At 72.2% G+C, this 20,834-nt stretch carries 17 protein-coding genes; 2 read left to right on the forward strand and 15 right to left on the reverse strand.

Going from position 1 to position 20,834, the window contains the following annotated elements; translation table 11 throughout:
* Positions 1-70: 70 nt before the first annotated feature.
* The 6 genes from QWY80_RS09940 to QWY80_RS09965 are packed head-to-tail and all read right to left on the reverse strand — an operon-like array spanning position 71 to position 5,296.
* On the reverse strand, positions 71-955 hold the full coding sequence (locus QWY80_RS09940) for an SMP-30/gluconolactonase/LRE family protein (protein WP_290230917.1): 885 nt from the start codon (positions 953-955) through the stop codon (positions 71-73).
* Positions 952-1,563: a 2-dehydro-3-deoxy-6-phosphogalactonate aldolase gene (locus QWY80_RS09945; protein ID WP_290230919.1), complete on the reverse strand. Its 612-nt coding sequence runs from the start codon at positions 1,561-1,563 to the stop codon at positions 952-954. Before QWY80_RS09945 ends, QWY80_RS09940 begins: the two co-directional genes overlap by 4 nt.
* A 30-nt stretch (positions 1,564-1,593) precedes the next feature.
* Positions 1,594-2,577, reverse strand: a complete 984-nt coding sequence (locus QWY80_RS09950; RefSeq protein WP_290230922.1) for a 2-dehydro-3-deoxygalactonokinase — start codon at positions 2,575-2,577, stop codon at positions 1,594-1,596.
* Positions 2,574-3,344, reverse strand: a complete 771-nt coding sequence (locus tag QWY80_RS09955; RefSeq protein ID WP_290230924.1) for an SDR family NAD(P)-dependent oxidoreductase — start codon at positions 3,342-3,344, stop codon at positions 2,574-2,576. The genes QWY80_RS09950 and QWY80_RS09955 overlap by 4 nt, the downstream gene beginning before the upstream one ends.
* A gap of 38 nt (positions 3,345-3,382) precedes the next feature.
* Entirely contained in the window at positions 3,383-4,531 is a 1,149-nt protein-coding gene (dgoD, locus tag QWY80_RS09960) for a galactonate dehydratase (protein ID WP_290230926.1), read from the reverse strand.
* A 15-nt stretch (positions 4,532-4,546) separates the two neighbouring features.
* On the reverse strand, positions 4,547-5,296 hold the full coding sequence (locus QWY80_RS09965; RefSeq protein WP_290230927.1) for a FadR/GntR family transcriptional regulator: 750 nt from the start codon (positions 5,294-5,296) through the stop codon (positions 4,547-4,549).
* Between the two features lie 188 nt (positions 5,297-5,484).
* Between QWY80_RS09965 and QWY80_RS09970 the strand changes: the two genes are divergently transcribed.
* Positions 5,485-7,005 carry a glycoside hydrolase family 32 protein gene (locus tag QWY80_RS09970; RefSeq protein WP_290230929.1) on the forward strand — a complete coding sequence of 507 codons (1,521 nt, stop codon included), beginning with the start codon at positions 5,485-5,487 and terminating at the stop codon, positions 7,003-7,005.
* Between the two features lie 98 nt (positions 7,006-7,103).
* Here QWY80_RS09970 and QWY80_RS09975 read toward each other — a convergent pair whose 3' ends face one another.
* From QWY80_RS09975 to ptsP, 3 genes are read right to left on the reverse strand one after another with little or no spacing between them, the layout of a single operon-like run.
* Positions 7,104-8,870, reverse strand: coding sequence for a PTS fructose-like transporter subunit IIB (locus QWY80_RS09975; RefSeq protein ID WP_290230931.1), 1,767 nt, complete (start codon positions 8,868-8,870; stop codon positions 7,104-7,106).
* The gene (gene pfkB, locus QWY80_RS09980) at positions 8,867-9,841 is read right to left on the reverse strand and encodes a 1-phosphofructokinase (RefSeq protein ID WP_290230933.1); all 975 of its coding nucleotides are present in this window, start codon (positions 9,839-9,841) and stop codon (positions 8,867-8,869) included. The genes QWY80_RS09975 and pfkB overlap by 4 nt, the downstream gene beginning before the upstream one ends.
* Entirely contained in the window at positions 9,841-12,717 is a 2,877-nt protein-coding gene (gene ptsP, locus QWY80_RS09985; protein ID WP_290230935.1) for a phosphoenolpyruvate--protein phosphotransferase, read from the reverse strand. The genes pfkB and ptsP overlap by 1 nt, the downstream gene beginning before the upstream one ends.
* Before the next feature lie 162 nt (positions 12,718-12,879).
* Here ptsP and cra point away from each other — a divergent pair, with 162 nt between their 5' ends.
* A complete protein-coding gene (cra, locus tag QWY80_RS09990) occupies positions 12,880-13,881 on the forward strand; it encodes a catabolite repressor/activator (RefSeq protein WP_290230937.1) in 1,002 nt (333 codons plus the stop codon).
* Between the two features lie 9 nt (positions 13,882-13,890).
* Here the strand turns inward: cra and QWY80_RS09995 are convergent, their stop codons facing one another.
* The 6 genes from QWY80_RS09995 to edd all read right to left on the reverse strand — a co-directional run bounded on the left by QWY80_RS09995 (position 13,891) and on the right by edd (position 20,757).
* Entirely contained in the window at positions 13,891-14,880 is a 990-nt protein-coding gene (locus QWY80_RS09995) for a Gfo/Idh/MocA family protein (protein WP_290230939.1), read from the reverse strand.
* A gap of 135 nt (positions 14,881-15,015) precedes the next feature.
* The gene (locus QWY80_RS10000) at positions 15,016-15,990 is read right to left on the reverse strand and encodes a carbohydrate kinase family protein (protein ID WP_290230940.1); all 975 of its coding nucleotides are present in this window, start codon (positions 15,988-15,990) and stop codon (positions 15,016-15,018) included.
* Positions 15,991-16,039: 49 nt separating this feature from the next.
* Positions 16,040-16,930, reverse strand: coding sequence for an aldo/keto reductase (locus QWY80_RS10005; protein ID WP_290230943.1), 891 nt, complete (start codon positions 16,928-16,930; stop codon positions 16,040-16,042).
* The gene (locus tag QWY80_RS10010) at positions 16,927-17,874 is read right to left on the reverse strand and encodes a D-hexose-6-phosphate mutarotase (RefSeq protein ID WP_290230945.1); all 948 of its coding nucleotides are present in this window, start codon (positions 17,872-17,874) and stop codon (positions 16,927-16,929) included. The genes QWY80_RS10005 and QWY80_RS10010 overlap by 4 nt, the downstream gene beginning before the upstream one ends.
* A 19-nt stretch (positions 17,875-17,893) precedes the next feature.
* Positions 17,894-18,859, reverse strand: coding sequence for a glucokinase (gene glk / locus QWY80_RS10015; RefSeq protein WP_290230947.1), 966 nt, complete (start codon positions 18,857-18,859; stop codon positions 17,894-17,896).
* A gap of 11 nt (positions 18,860-18,870) precedes the next feature.
* Positions 18,871-20,757 (reverse strand): phosphogluconate dehydratase, encoded by a 1,887-nt coding sequence (gene edd / locus QWY80_RS10020; protein WP_290230949.1) that lies wholly within the window; start codon positions 20,755-20,757, stop codon positions 18,871-18,873.
* Between the last annotated feature and the right edge of the window lie 77 nt (positions 20,758-20,834).

Genomic DNA, 20,834 nt, shown 5'->3' on the forward strand with positions numbered 1-20,834 from the left:
CCTGTGTGCTCTCTCGACAGCCAGTCGCTGTCGTTTTCCACCCGGCCCCCGTGGCCGGGTTTTTTTTACGTTATTCCAGCCGCAGCGGCGGCTCGGCGAGCCCGCGGACGCCCACCTCGGCGACGAACAGCGAGCCGGCCAGGGGCTGATCCGCCAGCTCGGTGGCGGTGAGGTGCTCCCGGGCGGTGGTGATGTAGAGCCGTTCGAGATCGGCGCCGGCGAAGGCGGGGCAGGAGGGCTGGCCGACCGGCAGGCCGACCTCGGCGACGATGCGGCCGTCGTGGTCCAGGCGCACGACCCGGCCGGCGCCCCACAGGGCGAGCCAGAGGTGGCCCTCGCTATCCACCACGGCGCCGTCGGGGTTGCCGGCGTGGGCCGAGAAGTCCGCCCAGGGGGCGGGCTCGCCCACCGGCCAGCCGTGGCGGTCCAGTGCCCAGCGCATCACCACCCCGGTCGGGGTATCGGTGAACCAGGCGAACTCGCCGCCGGGGGAGAAGCAGATAGCGTTGGGGATGGTCAGGCCCGAGCGCAGCTTGACCAGCTCGCCGCGGTGCTGGCGGTAGAGGCTGCCGGCGCCGGGCTCGGCGGCCTTGCCCATGGTGGAGAGCCACAGGCTGCCGTGACGGTCGACCCGGGCGTCGTTGCTGCGGGTGAGCGGATTGTCGGCCTCGAAGTCACAGAACTTCCTGGCGTGTCCGCTGTGCGGATCGAAGCGACTGAGGCGGTCCTCGCCCACCAGCAGCAAGTCACCGTCCTCGAGCGGGGCGGCCAGCGAGACCATATGGTCGAGCTCGTGGTGCCCGGTGGCGCCGGAGGCCGGCTCCAGCCAGTGCAGCCGCGCCGCGAGGATATCGCACCAGTAGAGGCGGCCCAGGGCGGCGTGCCACTGGGGCCCTTCGCCCAGTTCGCAGCGGCTGTCCACGGCGAGTTCGGTCGGGAAGGTCGTCAGGCTCATGATTCGCCTCCCGCGGCTCGCCAGGCCGCGACTAGGGTGCGGGCCTGCTCGCCCACCTGTTCCGGGGGCTGGCCGGGCTTGTAGAGGGCGCCGCCCAGGCCGGCGCCGTCGACGCCGGCGGCGCGCCAGGCGGCGAAGTTATCCACGCCGATGCCGCCCACCGCATAGAGCAGGGTGCCCGCGGGCAACACGGCACGTACCGCCTGCATGCCCGCGAGCCCCACCTGCACCGCGGGGAACAGCTTGAGGCCGCTGGCGCCGGCGTCCAGGGCGTCGAAGGCCTCGGAGGGGGTGACCACCCCCGGCCAGCTGGCCATTTCCAGGCGCCGGGTCTCCTCGATCACCGCCGGGCGGCAGTTGGGCGAGACCACCAGGCGCCCGCCGGCGGCCTGGACGTCGCGCACCTGGGTCGGGGTGAGCACGGTGCCGGCGCCCACCAGGGCACGGTCACCCAGAGCGTCGGCCAGGCGGCGGATGCTCTCCAGGGGCTCGGGGGAGTTGAGCGGCACCTCCAGGGTGGTGATGCCGGCGGCGAGGACCGCCTCGCCCACCGCCACCGCCTCGGAGGGGGTGACGCCGCGCAGGATACCGATCAGGGGCAGGGTCATGCGGGAATCTCCAGGGTTGGGTGAGTGGGCTCAGCGTCGCGCGGCGAGGCCGTGGTGCGCCAGCCCCAGGCCGGCGAGGACCGCGGCCTCGCCATCCAGGTGCCGGCTCGTGTGGCCCAGGGCCTCCAGCGCCAGGGCGTAGCGTTCGCAGAGCGCCGCGTTGCCGATCAGGGTGACGGGGCCGGCATCGGCCAACTCGTCGCCTAGCTCGTCGCCCATGCCGGCCAACTCGAGGCCGATGGTGAGCCCCGAGAGTCGCGCGGCGAGCCGGGCCCCGCGCGCCTCGCCGGTCGGCAGGCCAGTGTCCAGCAGGTCCTGGGCGCGCAGGCCGAAGAGCCTGGCCGTGTAGGTGGCGGGCGCCGCCTGGATCTCGTGTACCGCGGCGAGGAAGGCCTCGCGACAGCCGGGGTCCATGAGGTCGTCGTCGCCGATGGAGTGCTTCAGCACCGACTGGCGGGCCAGCAGGCGATACAGCTCGCCGGTGAGGCAGGTGGTGAAGCGCGTGACCGCGCCGGCCTCGAGGCGGGCCCACTTGGCGTGGGTGCCGGGCAGGCAGGCCAGGCCGGTGAACCCGGGCTCCCGGGCCACTAGCCCCGCCAGTTGGGTCTCCTCACCGCGCATCACGTCGAAGGCGCCCTCGGCGGTCTGGCAGAGCCCGGGTAGCAAGGCGACCTCCAGGCGCGGGTCGTCGAGCGGCGGCGCCACGGCGCCCCGGGCTAGGTCGTCCAGCCGGGTCGGCACCGGCAGGTAGGCGGCCTCCCGCCAGCCCTGGCGGGCGCCGGCCATGCCGCAGATCCGTACCGGCTTTCGTCCCGTTGCGGGCAGCCAGTCGCCGATCACCCGCAGTAGCTCGGCCTCGTAGGCCTCCGGCGTCAGCGTGAGCATGCCGCGGTCCGAGTCGGTGCGGGCGAGCACCTCGCCCCGCGCGTCCAGGGCCCAGGCGCGCAGGTTGCTGGAGCCCCAGTCCACGGCGACCCAGCTCAGGCGCTCGGCGATCTCGTGGGCCTGGCTCATGCGCGGCCTCCGTCCACCACCATTTCCTGGCCGGTCATCATGCGTGAGGCCTTTGATGCCAAGAACAGGCAGGGGCCGATCATGTCCTCCGCCGGGATCGCCTCCTTGAGGCATTGCTGATCGAGGCATTCCTGGAGGTCGGCATCGTTGACCCACAGCTCCTTCTGGCGCTTGGTCATCACCCAGCCGGGGATCAGGCAATTGACGCGGATGGCGTCGGGGCCCAGCTCCCGGGCCAGCGCTCGGGTCAGCCCCATGATGCCGGCCTTGGCGGTGACATAGGTGGGGTAGCCACCGAGCCCCAGCAGGTAGCTGTTGGACGACAGGTTGATGATGGCGCCGCCACCCAGCTCGCGCATGTCCGGCGCGACCGCCTGGGCGGTGAAGAACTGCGGGCGCAGGTTGGTGGCGATGGAGTCGTCCCACTGCTCGACGCTCCAGTCGTCCAGGCTGTGGCGGGTGTCACGGGCGGCGTTGTTGACCAGCACGCCGATCGGGCCGTGGGCCTCGCGGGCCTGGGCGATGGCTGCCTGGAGTGCCGCCACGTCGCGGATATCACACTCGATGAATAGCGGCCGGTTGGCGTATTTCGCCTCCATGGCATCGCAGAACTCGCTGGCGTCGCTGAGGCCGACGAAGGCCACCCTGGCGCCCTGGGCCAGGAAGCCCTCGGTCAGCGCCGCGCCGATGCCCGAGCCGCCGCCGGTGATGAAGACGCTCTGGCCCTGCAGGTCGCCGAAGGTTACATCGCTGAAATCGAAACTCATGCTGTTCTCCTCACTCTTCACCCCTCTCACCTCACCCTTCACCATTCCGCGATGGAGCCGTCCTCGTGGGTCCACACCGGATTGCGCCAGCGGTGGCCGACCTTGGCGCGCTCCTCGACGAAGGCCTCGTCGATCTCCACGCCCAGCCCCGGGCCCTGGGGGATGGCGCAGAAGCCGTCCTCGATGGCCAGCGCCGACTTGTCGACCAGGTAGTCGAGCACGTCGTTGTCCTGGTTGTAGTGGATGCCCATGCTCTGTTCCTGGATGAAGGCGTTGTGGCAGACCGCATCCACATGCAGCGAGGTGGCCAGGGTCAGCGGGCCGAGCGGGCAGTGGGGGGCCAGCGCCACGTCATGGGCCGAGGCCAGGGCGGCGATCTTCATGCCTTCGCTGATGCCGCCGCAGTGGGAGAGATCGGGCTGGACGATGTCGATCATGCCGTCGGCCAGCAGGTCGCGGAACTCGAAGCGGGTGTGCAGCCGCTCGCCTGTGGCCAGCGGGTAGCCCAGCCCGCCGGCGATCTGCTTGAGGCAGGGCAGGTGCTCGGGGGCCACTGGCTCCTCGACGAACATCGGGTGGAAGGGTTCCAGCTCGCGCAACAGCGCCTTGGCCATGGGGCGGTGCACCCGGCCGTGGAAGTCGATGCCGATGCCCACGTCGGGGCCCACGGCCTGGCGGGCCTCGGCGACGCGCGCCACCGCCTCGTCGACCTTGCGGTGGCTGTCGACGATCTGCATCTCCGGGGTGCCGTTCATCTTGAAGGCGGTGAAGCCCTGGTCGACCAGGGTCCTGGCGCCGGTGCCCACGTCGCTGGGGCGGTCGCCGCCGGTCCAGGCGTACATGCGCATCCGGTCGCGCACCGCGCCGCCCAGCAACTGATACACCGGCACCCCCAGGTCGCGGCCCTTGAGGTCCCACAGCGCCTGGTCGATGCCGGCGATGGCGCTCATCAGGATGGGGCCGCCGCGGTAGAAGCCGGCGCGGTACATGGTGTTCCAGAGGTGCTCGATGCGGTGCGGGTCCTGGCCGACCAGGTAGTCGGCCAGCTCGTGGACGGCGGCCTCCACGGTGGCGGCGCGGCCCTCGATGACCGGCTCGCCCCAGCCGTAGCAACCCGCATCGGTCTCGATCTTGAGGAACAGCCAGCGCGGCGGCACCTGCCAGGTCTTGAGTCGGGTGATCTTCATGGGAATTCCTCGGGGTCAGTGTTGGGGTTCGGCCACGGCTTCCTCGACGATGCCCAGGTCGATGGCGGTGCGCAGCAGCACCTCGCGGGCGGCACGCTCGGCGGCGGCCGGAGCGCGGCGGCGGATCGCCTCCAGCACCCGGCCGTGGCGCGTCAGGCTATCGTCCAGCCCCTCGTGCTCGCGTTGGGCCTGGGAGCTCTGGATCAGGGCGATGATCGAGGGGCGCAGCAGGTGGCCCATCTGGCGCCATACCAGGTTGTGGCTGGCCAGGTAGATGGCGTCGTGGAAGGCCACGTCGTACTCGGCATGCAGGCCGCGCGCCGCGGGATCGGTGGCGGTACGGGTCATGCCCCGGAAGGCGGCCTCCAGCCGCTCGAGGTCCGCCGCCTCGGCGGCCTCGGCGGCGAGCCGCGCCACCACCGGCTCCGCCGAGTAGCGAAAGGCGAAGATCTCGCGCACGAGCTTGGGATCCAGGCTGTCGATGCCGGTCATCCAGTCGCTGATCAAGGGGTCGAGCAGGTGCCAGTCGCTTACCGCCCGCACCACCGTGCCGCGGCCGGCGGTGCGTTCGAGCAGGCCGGTGGCAGTGAGGCTGGCCAACGCATTGCGCACCTGGTTGCGGCTCACCGCGAAGTGGGCGCAGAGGTCCAGTTCGCGCGGGAAGGCGTCGCCGGGCTGCCAGCGGCCGGCGAGCAGCGCCCGGGCCAGCAGCCGGGCCAGCTCCTCGGCGCCGCCGCGGTGCTGGGGCAGGCCATCCAGGGTCATGGGGAAGCGCTCCTGAGCGTGACGATAAGGATAGCCTATTAAATGTCTGACATTTTGGCAAGCCACGCCTCGTCAGGGCTCGCCGCGGAGCGGTCGGTGGATTGGCCGTGAAGTGTCGGAGCGGGACGCGGGACATGCTAGAGTATCTGAAACGATTAAGTTCAGATCGAGGAGGGAACCGAGACACCATGATAGCCCCGTCCCGACGCGCCGATAGGCGACCGACCGTCCCCTGTGCGGCCCCCGAGCGCCCGGCCCTGCACTTCACCCCGCCCCAGGGCTGGATGAACGACCCCAATGGCCTGGTGTACTTCGCGGGGGAGTACCACCTCTTCTACCAGTACCATCCCCATGACCGGGTCTGGGGCCCCATGCACTGGGGCCATGCGGTGAGCCGCGACTTGTGTCGCTGGGAGCACTTGGCCCCGGCAATGGCGCCGGACAAGGCCGGCATGTGCTTCTCGGGCAGCGCCATCGTCGACCGGCACGACACCAGCGGCCTGTTCGACGGCGAGCCGGGGTTGCTGGCCTTCTATACCGTGCATCGGGTCGCGTCCGAGGATCCCGACGACTATGTCCAGGAGCAGTGCCTGGCCTACAGCCGCGACCGCGGGCGCAGCTGGCAGAGGTATGCGGGCAATCCGATCATCGCCGGCCCCGGCTTCAAGGACTTCCGCGACCCCAAGGTGATCTGGCACGCGCCCAGCCGGCGCTGGGTGATGGCCCTGGCCTGCGGCCAGGTCATCCGCTTCTATGTCTCCGCGAACCTGCTCGACTGGCGCCTGGCCAGCGAGTTCGGCGAAGGGCAGGGCACCCATACCGCCCACCCCTGGGAGTGTCCGGAGCTCTTCGAACTGCCGGTCGAGGGCGCCGCCGAGGGCGAGCCCGAAACCCGCTGGGTGCTGGTGGTGGGCATCGGCGCCAGCGACGACAATCCCTTCGGCTCCTTCACCCAGTACTTCGTCGGCCGCTTCGACGGCGCGCGCTTCCACAACGACCATCCGGCCGAGACGGTGTTGCTGATGGACGCGGGACGCGACTTCTACGCCGTGCAGAGCTGGTCGGACCTGCCCGCCGAAGACGGCCGGCGCCTGGCCATCGCCTGGCTGAACAACTGGCTTTATGCCGACCGCATCCCCGAGGCGGGTTGGCGCGGTGCCATGAGCTTCCCGCGGGAGCTCACCCTTGTCGCCACACCCGAGGGCGTTCGGCTGCGCCAGGCCTTCGCCCGGGAGTGGCGAGCGCGGGCCGCCGAAGCGGTGGCCGTCGCCCCACCGGAACGGTCGCTGGCTGCCGGCTGCCATGTGCTGCTCGAGGGCGGGGCCCGGGTTGCCCATGGGCGGATGGTGCTGGAGCTCACCGTCGGGGCGAGCCTGTCGCTGGACCTTCAGCAGGGCGAGCACCAGGCGCTGGAATTGGTCGCCGACGAGGCCGGGGTCGCGGTGCGTCACCGTCGCCGGGGCCAGAACGGGGATGACGCATTCGACACCCATTTCCCCCACGACCAGGCGGTCGGTCGCCTGGACGGCCAGGGCGTCGAACTGGAGTGGCTGGTGGACGACGGCTCGCTGGAGCTGCTGCTCGACGGCGGCCGGCTGGCCATCACCCAACTGAGCTTCGCCGTGCCGGCGGGGCGCCCGCTGGCCCTGGCGGTCACCGCCGGCGAGTGCCGGGTCGAGGCGCTCGATTACCGCGCCTTGACCGGCTGAGGCGGCGCGTTGAAGAGAAAGGGGCAGGCCAACTGGCCTGCCCCCTTGGTTGCGATGATGGTGGTAATAAAAGTGGCGGTGATGCCCCGGTGGGGCGGTCAGGCGCTGGCCTCCACCGCCACCGGCTGGCCGCCGCGCTTGATCGCCGCATAGCCCAGGCCGGTGACCAGCGAGCCGATGACGATGGCCGCCAGGTAGAGCAGCACCGGGGTGATGGCGTTGGGGATCAGCAGCACGAAGATGCCGCCGTGGGGGGCCATCAGCTTGGCGCCCACCAGCATGGAGAGGGCACCGGTGATCGCGCCGCCCACCATGCACACCGGGATCACCCGCAGCGGGTCCTTGGCGGCGAAGGGGATGGCGCCCTCGCTGATGAAACAGAAGCCCAGCACGAAGGAGGCCTTGCCCGCCTCGCGCTCCGGCTCGGAGAACTTGCCTTTCGCCACGAAGCTGGCGATGCCCATGCCGATGGCCGGGACCATGCCGGCGGCCATGATCGCCGCCATGGGGCCGTAGGTCTCGGAGGCCAGCAGGCCGACGCCGAAGGTGTAGGCGGCCTTGTTGACCGGCCCGCCCAGGTCGAAGCACATCATCGAGCCGAGCAGGATGCCCAGCAGCACGGCGTTGGTGGAGCCCATGCCCTCGAGGAAGGCGGTCAGGGCGGAGAGGATGCCGGCTACCGGCTCGCCGACGATGTAGATCATCACCAGGCCGGTCACCAGGCTGGCCACCAGGGGGATGATCAGGATCGGCTTGAGGGACTCGACGCTGGCCGGCAGCTTGACGTGGGTCGCCACCGCCTTGGCCACGTAGCCGGCCAGGAAGCCGGCGAGGATGCCGCCGATGAAGCCGGCGCCGATCTCCGAGGCCAGCATGCCGCCGATCATGCCCGGGGCGATGCCGGGGCGGTCGGCGATGGAGTAGGCGATGTAGCCGGCCAGCACCGGGATCATCAGGGCGAAGGCGGTGCCGCCGCCGATCTGCATCAGCGCCGCGGGCAGGGTGCCCTCCTCCTGGAAGGCCTCGATGCCGAACACGAAGGAGAGCGCGATCAGCAGGCCGCCGGCCACCACCATGGGCAGCATGAAGGAGACGCCGGTGAGCAGGTGCTTGTAGACCCCCTTCTCCTTGAGACTCTTCTGGGCCTCGCCGCGGCCGGAGGAGGCGCCGCCGGTGCTCTCCACCTCGGCGTTCTCCAGGGCCGCCTCGATGGTCGGGCGGGGCTTCTTCAGGGCATTGCCGGTGGAAGTGCGGTAGACGCGCTTGCCGGCGAAGCGGGTGGGGTCCACCTCGATGTCGCAGGCCAGGATCACCAGGTCGGCGGCTTCGATCTCCGCGTCGGTGAGCTGGTCCTGGGCGCCCACCGAGCCCTGGGTCTCCACGCGGATCTCGTGGCCCAGCGATTTTCCCGCCTCGGACAGGGCCTCGGCGGCCATAAAGGTGTGGGCCACGCCGGTGGGACAGGCGGTCACGGCGACAATCTTTCGGGCGCCGTCGCGCTTGCCGCCGGGCGCCGCGGGCGCGGCCTGGGCGGCAGGCGCCTGGTCACCGGGCTCGAACGCCTCCGCCTCGCGCTCGGCGCGGGCCAGGAAGGCGTCGGGATCGGGCAGTGCCTGGTCGATGGCGGCGCGGAACAGCCGCTTGCCGGCGAAGCGCTCGGGGGCCGGCACCCGGTCGGCGGCGACGATGACCAGCTCGGCGCTGGCGATGTCGTCGGCCGAGACGGGCCGGGTGGGTTCGAGCTCGCCGTGCATTTCGACGCTGGGCGTCCAGCCCAGGCGGCGGGCGGCCTGTTCCAGGCGGCGCGCGGCGAGGAAGGTGGTGGCCATGCCGCTGGGGCAGGCGGTGACGATGATGACGTTCATGCGATGGCTCCCCCCGCGTCCACGTCGTTGAGGCGACGCACGCGGGTCTGTTGTTGGAGGTAGGGGAAGTCGGTGGCGCGGGGATCACCCACGCCGACGTGGCGGACGGACTCGGCGGAGAGCGCCGTGGCCAGGCGCAGGGTCTGCTCCGGGGTGTGGCCCTCGACGACGCCGTGGAGCAGGGCGGCGAGCAGGGTGTCGCCGGCGCCCACGGTGCTGGCGACCTCCATGCGCGGTGGCACTGCCTGCCAGGCGCCTCGGCCGCTGACCCACAGCACCCCGTCGGGGCCGGCGGAGATCAGCGCCTCCTCGACGCCGGCGGCATAGAGGCGCAGCGCGGCCTTGACCCGGGCCTCGGGTGACTCCAGGGCCTGGCCGGCCCAGTCTGCCAGCTCGTCCTCGTTGGGCTTGACCGCGGTGGGGCGGGCCGCGATGGCCCGGGCCAGTGCCGCGCCGCTGGTGTCGACCCACACCGGCAGGCCCTCGCCGCGCAGGTGCTCGATCAGTGCGGCGAGGCGTTCCGGGGTGACCCCGGGGGGCAGGCTGCCGGCGATCACCACCGCGGCGGGGCGCCGTTCGGGGTTGGCCAGGCGGGCGTCGAGCCAGTCGAGCAGGCGCTGCCAGGCGTCATCGCCGATGGCGGCGCCGGGGCCGTTGATATCGGTGACCCGGCCGTCGGCCTCGGAGAGCTTGGCGTTGATGCGGGTCTCGCCGGGCACGCGCAGGAAGGCGTCCTCCACGCCCAGCGCCTCGAAGGCGCGCAGGAAGGGGCCGTCGTTGTCGGCGCCGAGGAAGCCCGACACCGTGACCTCGTGGCCCAGGGCGACCAGCACCCGGGCGACGTTGACGCCCTTGCCGGCGGCCTCGAGATGGGTCTCGCGGGTGCGGTTGACCGCCCCGGGCGCGAGCCGCTCGAGGCTCACCGAGAGGTCCAGCGCCGGGTTCAGGGTGAGGGTGAGGATCCGGGCCATCAGCGTACCTCCAGGGCGTCGCGCACCGCCTCGGCGGTGGGCTGGGCCAGGGCCAGCGCGGCCTGGCTGCGGGCCTCGGCGAGGTCGAATTCGCGCAGCCGGGCCTTGACCAGCGGCACCTGGCGGGCGCTCACCGAGAGCTCGTCGACCCCCAGGCCCACCAGCACCGGCACCGCCGTGGCGTCACTGCCCAGCTCGCCACAGACCCCGACCCACTTGCCCTGGGCGTGGGCGGCCTGGACGGTCATCTCGATCAGCTTGAGCACCGCCGGATGCAGGCCGTCGGACTGGGCGGAGAGCTCGGGATGGCCGCGGTCGATGGCCAGGGTGTACTGGGTCAGGTCGTTGGTGCCCACCGAGAAGAAGTCCACCTCGGGGGCCAGGGTCGGGGCCAGCAGCGCCGCGGAGGGGATCTCGATCATCACCCCGAGCTGGACATCGCTGGCGCGCTCGGCCTCGGGCAACTCCTCGAGCAGGCGGTCGAAGATGGCGCGGGCGGCGCGGAACTCGCTGACGTCCTTGACCATCGGCAGCATGATGCGCAGGGGGCGGCCGGCACTGGCCAGCAGCAGGGCCTTGAGCTGGGTCTCCAGCACCTCGGGGCGGGTCAGCGCCAGGCGGATGCCGCGCAGGCCCAGGAAGGGGTTGTCCTCCTGGGGCACCGGCCAGTAGGGCAGCGGCTTGTCGCCGCCCACGTCCAGGGTGCGGGCCACCAGCGGGCGGCCGTCCAGGGCGTCGGTGGCCTCGCGATACTCCTCGACCTGGGTCTCCAGGTCGGGCATCGCAGCATGCGCCATGAAGATGAACTCGGTGCGCAGCAGCCCGACCCCCTCGGCACCGCGCTCCACGGCATCCAAGGCGTGGGCAGTGTTGCCCAGGTTGGCGGCCACCTCGACGCGGTGGCCGTCGCGGGTCGCGGCGGTCTGGTGGCGGGCCTCCCAGGCCTCGGCCTCGCGGCGGCGCTGTTCGGCCAGGCGCTGCTCGGCGCTCGACAGGCGCTCGGCCGATGGCTTGGCGGTGAAGCGGCCGCGCTCGCCGTCGAGGACCAGCATGGTGTCGTTGGCGAGCGTCAGCACCCGTTCACCGGCCCCCACCACGGCGGGGATGCCCAGCGCCCGCGCCAGGATGGCGCTGTGCGCGGTGGCACCGCCACGGGCGGTGAGCAGGCCGCGCACCCGGGTGGTGTCGAGGCGCGCCACGTCGGAGGGACCCAGGTCGTCGGCCACCAGGATATAGGGCTCGTCCGGCGGCTCGGGCATCTCGACATTGCACAGGATGCCCAGCACTCTTCGACCCACGTCGCGCAGGTCGGCGGCGCGCTCGGCCAGCAGGCGGTCGGCGAGCATCTCCTGGGCGTGGGCGGCGGTCTCGATGGCGTTCCACCAGGCGGCCTCGGCGGAGGCGCCCTCGCCGATGCCCTCGCGGGCGGCCTGGTGCAGTTCGGGGTCGCCGAGCATCTCCTCGTGCATGGAGAGGATCTGCGCCACCTCGCCGCCGCGGGCCTCCTGCACCAGGGCCTCGAGCTGCTCGGCGCCCTCGCGGATGGCGGCGTCGAGGCGGCGGTTCTCGGCGGCGGGATCGCCGGCCCGCTCGGGGTAGTCGAGGCGCGGGGTGCGCAGCACGAAGGCCGGGGCGATGGCCAGGCCCGGCGAGGCGGCCACCGCCCCCTGGGGCTCGTCCTCGGGCAGCGGCAGGATCTCCACCTCGGGCTCGGGCAGGTGGTGCTCGCGGCTCTCGTCGAAGGGCGTCACCGCCTCGCCCAGGCCCTCGGTCACCGCCCGGCAGACGGCGTCCAGGGCGCGCTCGGCGGCGTCGGCGGGGATGTCGTCGCCGTCCAGCGAGAACTGCAGCAGCTGGCCGCGACGGGCGCCGAGGTTGATCACCTTGGTCAGGCTGGTGGCCGACACCGCCTGACCGCCGCCCTCGGCCAGGCGCACACGGATCGGCAGGTCCTGCTCGCGGGCCACCTGGATCAGCTGCTTGGCGGGGCGGGCGTGCAGGCCGTGGGCGTTGAGCACCCGCACCTGGCGGGTCCGGGCCGCGGCGCTCTCGCCGGCCAGGCGGGCCAGCACGGTGGCGGCCCCGGCGCCGGCCAGCTCACCCGCGCTGCCGTTCTCCAGCAGGCTGACGAGGCGCTCGAGCAGGCCGCGGTGGGCGTCGCCCTGGGCGGCCAGGCAGGCCACGCCGGCCAGCGGCTCGCCGTCCTCGTGCGGCGTCCCCTCAGGAGTGGCGAGCGCCAGGGCCGGCGTCGTCACGCCTCGGTCGCTGCCCACCAGCCACAGGCCCTGGCCCAGGGGGCGGGGCGTCTGACCGGCCACGGCGGCGACGAAGTCGTTCTCCACGCAGCCGGCCTGGCGCAGCCGGGCGGCAGCGGCCAGGGCCAGCTCGTGGGCGTCGCGGGCGGGGAAGCCCAGGCACAGGGTGTCGGCGTCCAGGCGCGCCTCCACCACCGCCTTGGAGAGCAGGCCGGCGATCTCGGCGCGGGAGTCGGCGCCGGCCAGGCGTTCGGCGACGCCCTCGCGGTCCAGCACATGGGTGAGCTGGCGCAGGATGTCGAGGTGCTCGTCGCTCTGGGCGGCGATGGTCACCAGCACGTGGACGCGGTTGCCGTCGTGCCACTCGATGCCCTGGGGGAACTGCAGCACGCGGACCCCGGTAGCCTTGACGTGCTCGCGGCTCTCCGGGGTGCCGTGGGGGATGGCGATGGCGTTGCCGAGGAAGGTGGAGGACTGGGACTCGCGGGCGTAGAGGCCGTCGCGATAGGCGGCGGCCGTAAGGCCGGCCTGCTGCAGGGCATCGGCGGCGCGGTCGAGGGCGCCTTGCCAGTCGCCGGCCTCGCAGCCGAGCAGGATGTCGTCCTGGCGTAGGGTCAGCATGGGTGTCTCCCGTTAGTGAATCGTGTCACCATGCCGCTAAGGCTGGATCGATTCATGCGATCTGGCAAGTCGAATCGTATTCGACATTGGTAGGGGGAGGGTGGGCAGCCAAGGGCGCCCGAGTGCAGTAGAATCGTGTCACTGCATTGACGAGGTGACCCCATGACGCTCGCCGAGATCGCTCGCCTGGCCGGTGTCTCGCGCACCACCGCCAGCTATGTCGTCAACGGCAAGGCCGAGGAGAAGCGCATCAGCCACGAGACCGTGGCGCGGGTGATGGCCGTGGTCCACAAGCATCGCTACCGGGTGGATGCCCAGGCCGCGGCCCTGCGCCGCGGCTCGAGCCGTATCCTGGGGCTGATCGTGCCCGACCTGGAGAACGTCAGTTATGCGCGCCTGGCCAAGCGCCTGGAGCGCGGCGCCCGGGAACAGGGCTACCAGTTGCTGATTGTCGGCTCCGACGACCGCCCGGAGAGCGAGCGTGACCTGGCCCTGGCCCTGCGTGCCCAGCGCTGCGAGGTGCTGATCACCGCCAGCAGCCTGCCGCCGGACGATCCCTTCTATGCCGAACTGATGGCCGACGGCCTGCCGGTCATCGCCGTGGACCGCGGCTTCGATCCCGCGCGCTTCGCCTGCGTGGTGAGCAACGACGGCGAGGCCGCCGAGCGCCTGAGCCGCTCGGTCCTCGGCGAGGGCGTGGCCAGCGTGGCCTGGCTGGATGCGGTGCCGGGCATCTCCATCACCCGTGAGCGCCGCGCCGGCTTCTACCGCGCCCTCGAGGGCAGCGACGCCGAGGCGATCCCGGTCTGCGGTGAGCGCTACGACCGCGACGAGGGCGCGCGGCTGATGCGCGAGCTGCTCGATGCCCGGGGCCTGCCCGACGCCCTGATCACCGCCTCCTACACCCTGCTCGACGGGGTCTTCGACGTGCTGCTGGAGGAGGGGGGGCTGCCGACGGCGCTGCGCCTGGCCACCTTCGGCGACAGCCGGCTGCTCGACTTCCTGCCGCTGCCGGTCAACTCGGCGCTGCAGGACTACGAGCGCCTCTCGGCGGAGGCCCTGCGCGCCGCCCTGGCTGCGGCCCGCGGCGACTACCGGCCGGGCGAGACCGTGGTCGCCCGGCGGCTGCGCTGGCGCCGCCCGGAGCGCCAGGTGGCCAGGTAGGGTAGGACGTTACAGGCTGACCGTGCGGTCCTCGTGCAGCGAGCGCCGGCAGGCCGCCAGCAGGCGCGCCTGGTCGGCGAGCTCCTCCGGGGCGTCCGGGGCCGGTCCCTCGCCCAGCGCCCAGGCGGAGAAGGCCGCGACCTGGGCGGGGTACTGGTCGCCGTAGACCAGCTCGCGGCGCGTGCGGCCGCGCTCGTCGGTGACCACCAGCTCGCCCACGCCGTCCTGCTTGTCGGGGCGGAAGGCGGCGGGCAGCAGCAGGCTGCCGTGGCTGCCGATCACCTCGTAGCGGTTGACCATGGTCTGTTCGAAGCTGGCGCCGAACTCCGCCAGGCGGCCGTCGGCGTAGCGCAGCACGCCGTTGACGCCGGTGTCCACGCCCAGCGCCTCGGGGACCCGGCCCACCACCGTGACCGCCTCGGGCATGCCCAGCAGCCGGCGGATCACGTCCAGCGGGTAGCAGCCCACGTCGTGCAGGCTGCCGCCGGCCGAATCGGCGGAGAGGCGGATGTTGTCCGAGGCCAGGTCCAGTGGAAAGGAGAACAGGCCGCGCACCTGGCGCACCTCGCCGATCTCGCCGCTCTCCAGGATCTCCCGGGCCCGGGCGTGCTGGGGATGATGGCGGTACATGTAGCCTTCCATCAGCGCCACCCCGGCCTGGTCGCAGGCGGCCTGCATGGCGCGCGCCTCCTCGGCGTCGAGGGCGGCGGGCTTCTCGCACAGCACATGCTTGCCGTGGCGGGCCGCCTCGCACACCCAGCGGGCATGCAGGTGGTTGGGCAGCGGCACGTAGACCGCCTCGACGTCGGGGTCCTCCAGCAGGTGGCGGAAGCTGTCGTGGGCGCGCGGGATACCGTACTCGGCGGCCACGTCGCCGGCCTTGCCGCTTTCGCTGGCGATGGCGGTGAGCCGCGCGTTGGGGGCGACCTGGATGGCCGGGATCATCGCCTTGCGGGCGATGCCGGCGGTGCTCAGGATGCCCCACTGGAGCTGTCGCATGGGGGTTCTCCTCGGTCATGCAGGAAGTCCTTCGGGGCTGTTCGCGTCCCTGCTGGCCTCAAGGTTCATTGCAGCTTGCCGTGAAACGTTTTTGTAGACCACGTTCGTTTCAAGCAAAAGTGCGATGATCCGGCATCAATGGCGCAGCCGCACCAGGTCCTCGCGGGTGGGCAGGGAGGCGTAGGCGCCGGGCCGAGTCACCGCATGGGCGCCGCAGCGGCAGGCGGTGTCCACGGCGCGGGCCAGGAAGTCGGCGTCGCGATGCCACTCCGCCTCGATGCCTGCCTCGCCGGTATAGTCGGCGAGCTCGGCCAGCAGGCCGCCGATAAAGGCGTCGCCACCGGCGGTGGTGTCCACTGCCTGCACCCTGGGCGGCGCCACGCGGGTCTCGATCTCCACCCCCTTGAGCCGTACCTCGCCGGGCCCATCGGTGATGACGATGGCCTTGACGCCGGCGGCCAGACGCTCGGCCAGCCAGGCGTTCTGCGGGTGGTCGGCGCGCAGGTAGTCGAGCTCGTCGCCGGAGAGCTTGAGCAGGTCGGCACCGTCCAGCAGCCGGGTGACCAGGCTGATGTCCGCCTCGCCGCCGTCCCAGAGATTGTGGCGCAGGTTGGCGTCGACGCTGACCAGGCAGCCGGCACGGCGCGCCATCTCGGCCATGGCCAGGGTGGTCTCGGCGATCGCCGGCTCGGTCAGGCTGTTGCTGCAGAGGTGCAGGATGGCGGGCGAGGAGAAGACCCCGGCGGGCAGGTGTTCCAGGCGGTAGAGCAGGTCGGCGGCCGGCGGGCGGTAGAAGTCGAAGGTGCGCTCGCCGTCCGCGTCGCGGGAGACGAAGGCCAGCGCCGTGCGCGCCTCGCGGGTGCGCACCACCCCGGAGGTGTCGATCCCGTGGGCGGCCAGCTCGCCGGCCAGGAAGTCGCCGAAGTAGTCCTCGCCGAGCATGCCCAGGAAGCGGCTGGGCACGCCCAGGCGGGCGCAGGCCACGGCCACGTTGGCCGGGGCGCCGCCGGCATAGGGGGTGAAGGTCTCCGGGGCATCCCCGGCCGCCTCGCCGAGGCGGCTGGAGAGCATGTCGACGAGTGCCTCGCCGAAGGCGATGATGGGCGTCATGGGTGTGTCCTCGTTAGGCGGTATTGGCGTGTTGGGGGACGGCCCGCTGTCAGGCCACCTCGTGGCCGCGGGCCGCCTCGAGCAGGGCGAACCAGTCGGCCCGCGCCAGCGTCAGCCCGGCGTCCGCCTGCAGGGCGCGGATGCGCTCGGCCTTGAGGCTGCCGATCACCGGAACCGGGTGGCCGGGCAGGGCGCGCAGCCAGGCCAGGGCCAGGCCGGCGGGGCTGACGTCGAGGCGCTCGGCCAGGGCCAGCAGGGTAGGGCGTGCCGGGCCGGTCATCACCCGGCCGCCGCCCAGCGGCGACCAGGCCAGGGGCGCCAGGCCGTCGCCCACCAGGGCGTCGAAGTGGCCGTCGAACAGCGGCGCGCTGTGGTCCAGGGAGAGCTGCAGCTGGTGGGCCGCCAGGCGGTGATGCATGGCGCCCTGCAGGCGCCGCCACTGCTCGGGCTGGAAGTTGGAGACGCCGGCGGCGCCGAGCTTGCCGGCGTCGATGGCCTCGTCCAGGGCGCGGCCGGTGGCCTCGGCGTCCATCAGCGGGTCGGGGCGATGGATCAGGAAGTGGTCGAGCCGCGCGATGCCCAGGCGCGTCAGCGCCGCGTCGATGGCCGCCGTGACATAGGCCCGGGAGCTGTCGTAGTGCTTGACCCCCTTACCGTGAGCAAGAGGGCGGGAACCATCCCGCTCGGGGGTGACGATGCCGGTCTTGGTGACGACTCTCACCCGCTTCGCCAGGGCGGGGCGGGCGCGCAGGGCGGCCCCGAACAGCGCCTCGCCGGCGTGGTCGCCGTAGATGTCGGCATGGTCGAACCAGTCGAGCCCCTCGTCGAGGCGCGCCTCGAGCCAGTCGGCCAGCCGCTCGGGGGCGTGCAGCGCCGGCTCCTCGTGCAGACGCATCATGCCCAGCAGCAAGGGCACCGGGAAGGCGGCGCCCCCGCTCATGCGCCCGCTCCGGCGTCCCGGGAGAGGGTAGTGCCCAGCAGGTGCTGGGCGCCGGGTACCAGCCAGACCGGGTCGAGGCGGGTGTTGGCCGCCTCCACGCAGAGATAGTGGCGACCGGCCGCCGGCGGGGTGTCCGCCGGCAGGGCGTCGTCGGGGTGCCAGACCACCGCCGAGTCGCTGCCCTGGCGGGCGATGCGCAGGCGGCGGACGCCATCGTCGAGGATCAGCTCGGCGTTGGTGTGATAGATGCGGTCCAGGGGGCCACGCACGCCGAGCGTGCCCTGCTGCTCGCGCTCGGCGAAGTCGGCCAGCTTGTCCAGGTAGCGGGCCCCGGCCAGGCCCTCCACGCGGCAGGCGTGGGCGTCGGCCACCGCGAAATAGGTATGCAGGGCACCGCTCATCTTCACCGGGGTCTCGCCGGTGTGCTCGGTGATCAGTTCCACGTGCAGGCGGTTGGCGTTGGCCTGGATCACCGCCCGGGGACTGAGCTGGCCGTGCAGGCGTTCCTGCGGCGCGAGGTGCAGCTCCACGCCCTCCTCGTGCTCGTCCACGGCGTCGAGTCGCCACTGGGCCTTGCGCGCCGGGCCGTGCAGCGGGCCGGAGCGGTCCGGTGACTCGTCGGCGGTGTGCTCGTCGGCGAACCAGGGCCAGCACAGCGGGATGCCGCCGCGGATCGCCCCCGGCAACGACTGGGGCGTGGGCGTCACCCATAGCCAGCCGCCGGCCGCCATGCCCTCCGGGGCGGCATCGGCAGCCGCCGGAGCGCCGGCCGGCAAGGCGCCCGCGGCGGGGTTGGGTAGAAAGTGCAGCACCTGGGCGCCCTGGAGCGAGACCGCCAGCTCCCCCCAGGCCTCGTTGGCCAGCCACACCTCGCGGCCGGCCCAGTCGGCGCGGCGCTGGCCGCGGGTGTCGTCGAGCAGGGCTCGCAGGCTCGCGGGAATCATTCGGACCTCCTCCGTCGATTTACTCGACCTCTTCGTTGTGCAGGGCCTCGGCGGCGCCCAGCAGGCCGGGCCAGGGGGCGGTGACCACCCGCACCGGGAGCGCCGCGGTGTAGGGGCTCATGCGCCCCTTGTCGGCGAAGGCCTCGCGGAAGCGGCTCTGCGGCAGCCAGTCGAGCAGCCGCGGCAGGATGCCGCCACACAGGTAGACCCCGCCCCGGGCGCCCAGGGTCAGGGCCGCGTCGCCGCAGACGTCGCCGAGGATCTTCAGGAAACGCAGCAGGGTATCACGGGCCACGGGGTCCCCGCCGGCCGCCGCGCTCACCTCGGCGGGGGTGACGTAGGCGGGGTTGGTGCCCTTCAGCGAGCAGTGGGCGAGGTAGAGGTCGAGCAGGCCCTGGCCGCACAGGATGCGTTCCACCGAGACGCGGCCGTAGCGGTTGCGGAAGTGGCGCAGCAGGTTCTGCTCGCGCTCGTCGGTGGGGGCGAAGGTGACGTGGCCGCCCTCGGCCGGCAGCGGGATCCAGGCGTGGCGGCCGGGGAAGAGCCCGGCCACCCCCAGGCCGGTGCCGGGGCCGATCACCAGCCGGGCGGCATGGGGCAGCGCCTCGCCGGGCTGCACCTCCACCAGGTCGGCCGCGGGCACGTGGGGCACCCCCAGCGCCTGGGCGGTGAAGTCGTTGATCACCTTGAACAGCGCCAGGTCCAGCGCCTCCTGCACCTCGGCCCGGGAGAACGACCAGTGGTTGTTGGTCATCTTGATCCGGTCGCCGCGGATCGGGCAGGCGAAGGCCAGGCAGGCCTCGCGGGGGGCCCGCTCGCCCACCGCCCCTACCCGGGTCAGGTAGTCGTTCACCGCCTCCACCAGGCCGGGGTAATCGGCGCAGGGCAGGCTCAGGATGTCATGGGGCTCGAAGGCACCCGGGGTCACCAGGGCGAGGCGCGCATTGGTACCACCGATATCGCCGATCAGCGCGGGTCGTGTCATCGGGCGGGTCCTCAGGCGTCCTCGTCGTGGATCTGGCCGGCCTGGCGGGCCAGGTCGTCGGCCTCGAAGCCGCCGAACACCCCGGCCCCCTCCTCGCCGCGCATGGCCAGGTGGCGGAAGCCGGCGAACAGTTCGCGGCCCAGGCCCACGTGGTAGTGGTCCAGCTCGGCGACGCGCTTCTCGCGGTCGGCCCAGGTATGGGCGGCCACCCGGGCCTCCAGGGTGCCGGCGTTGGCGTCCAGGCGCACGATATCGCCGTCGCGCAGCTTGGCCAGCGGACCGCCGTCCAGCGCCTCGGGGCTGATATGGATGGCCGCCGGCACCTTGCCGGAGGCGCCGGACATGCGCCCGTCGGTGACCAGTGCCACCTTGTAGCCGCGGTCCTGGAGCACGCCCAGGTAGGGGGTCAGCTTGTGCAGCTCGGGCATGCCGTTGGCCTTGGGGCCCTGGAAGCGCACCACGGCGATGACGTCACGGTCGAGTTCGCCGGCCTCGAAGGCCGCCTTGAGCTCGTTCTGGTCCTCGAAGATCTTGACCGGGGCCTCCACCAGGCGGTGCTCCTCGGCCACCGCCGAGACCTTGATCACGCCGCGGCCCAGGTTGCCGTCGAGCACGGTGAGGCCGCCGGTGGGGGCGAAGGGGTCGGCCACGCCGCGCAGCACCTCGGTGTCGAGGCTCTCGCCGGGGCCCTCGCGCCAGATCAGCTTGCCGTCCTCGAGGAAGGGCTCCTGGGTGTAGGCGGTCATGTCGGTGCCGAACACCGTGGGGATATCGGTGTGCACCAGGCCGGCGCCGATCAGCTCGCGGAACAGGTAGCTCATGCCGCCGGCGGCCTGGAAGTGGTTGATGTCCGCCTGGCCGTTGGGGTAGACCTGCATCAGGCTGGGGGTCACCGCGGAGAGGTCGGTGAAGTCCTCCCAGGTCAGGGTGAGGCCCGCCGCGGCGGCCATGGCCACCAGGTGCAGGGTATGGTTGGTGGAGCCGCCGGAGGCCAGCAGGCCGACCACGGCGTTGACGATGGCGCGCTCGTCGATCTGCTTGTAGAAGGGGCGGTAGTCGCCGCCCGGCTCGGTGTTGCGGATCGCCTGCTCGGTGGCGAAGCGGGTCAGTGCCTCGCGCATCTCGGTGCCGGGGTTGACGAAGGAGGTGCCCGGCAGGTGCAGGCCCATCATCTCCATCATCAGCTGGTTGGAGTTGGCGGTGCCGTAGAAGGTGCAGGTGCCGGGGCTGTGGTAGGACTGTGACTCGGCCTCCAGCAGGTCCTCGCGGCTCGCCTTGCCCTCGGCGAACAGCTGGCGGACGCGCGCCTTCTCCTTGTTGGGCAGGCCGCTGGGCATGGGCCCGGCGGGCACGAACATGGCCGGCAGGTGGCCGAAGCGCGCCGCGGCGATGAACAGCCCCGGGACGATCTTGTCGCACACGCCCAGGTAGAGGGCGGCGTCGAACATGTTGTGGGACAGTCCCACGGCGGTGGCCATGGCGATGACGTCGCGGGAGAACAGCGACAGCTCCATGCCCGGCTGGCCCTGGGTCACGCCGTCGCACATGGCCGGCACGCCGCCGGCGAACTGGGCGGTGGAGCCCATGTCGCGGGCGGCGGCCTTGATGGTCTCGGGGAAGGTCTCCAGCGGCTGGTGGGCCGAGAGCATGTCGTTGTAGGAGGAGATGATGCCCAGGTTGGCGCTGTTCATCATCTTCAGCGAGTTCTTGTCCTCGGTGCCGCAGGCGGCGAAGCCGTGGGCCAGGTTGCCGCAGGAGAGCTCCGAGCGGTGCACGCCGCGCTTGTGCTGGTCGGCCATGCGCTGCTCGTAGAGGGCACGGCGCTCGGCGGAGCGCTCGCGGATGCGGCGGGTGACGTCGGCGACGGTCGCGTTCAGGGCGGGGGTGGAGCTAGCCATGGTGCACCTCGGTGGTTCGAGTGTTTGGTAAGTTTACCAACATTGATTCCGGAGTTTCGCCCATCCTAGCGGCATTC

Source organism: Halomonas ramblicola (genome assembly GCF_030409215.1).
Classification (GTDB): domain Bacteria; phylum Pseudomonadota; class Gammaproteobacteria; order Pseudomonadales; family Halomonadaceae; genus Halomonas; species Halomonas ramblicola.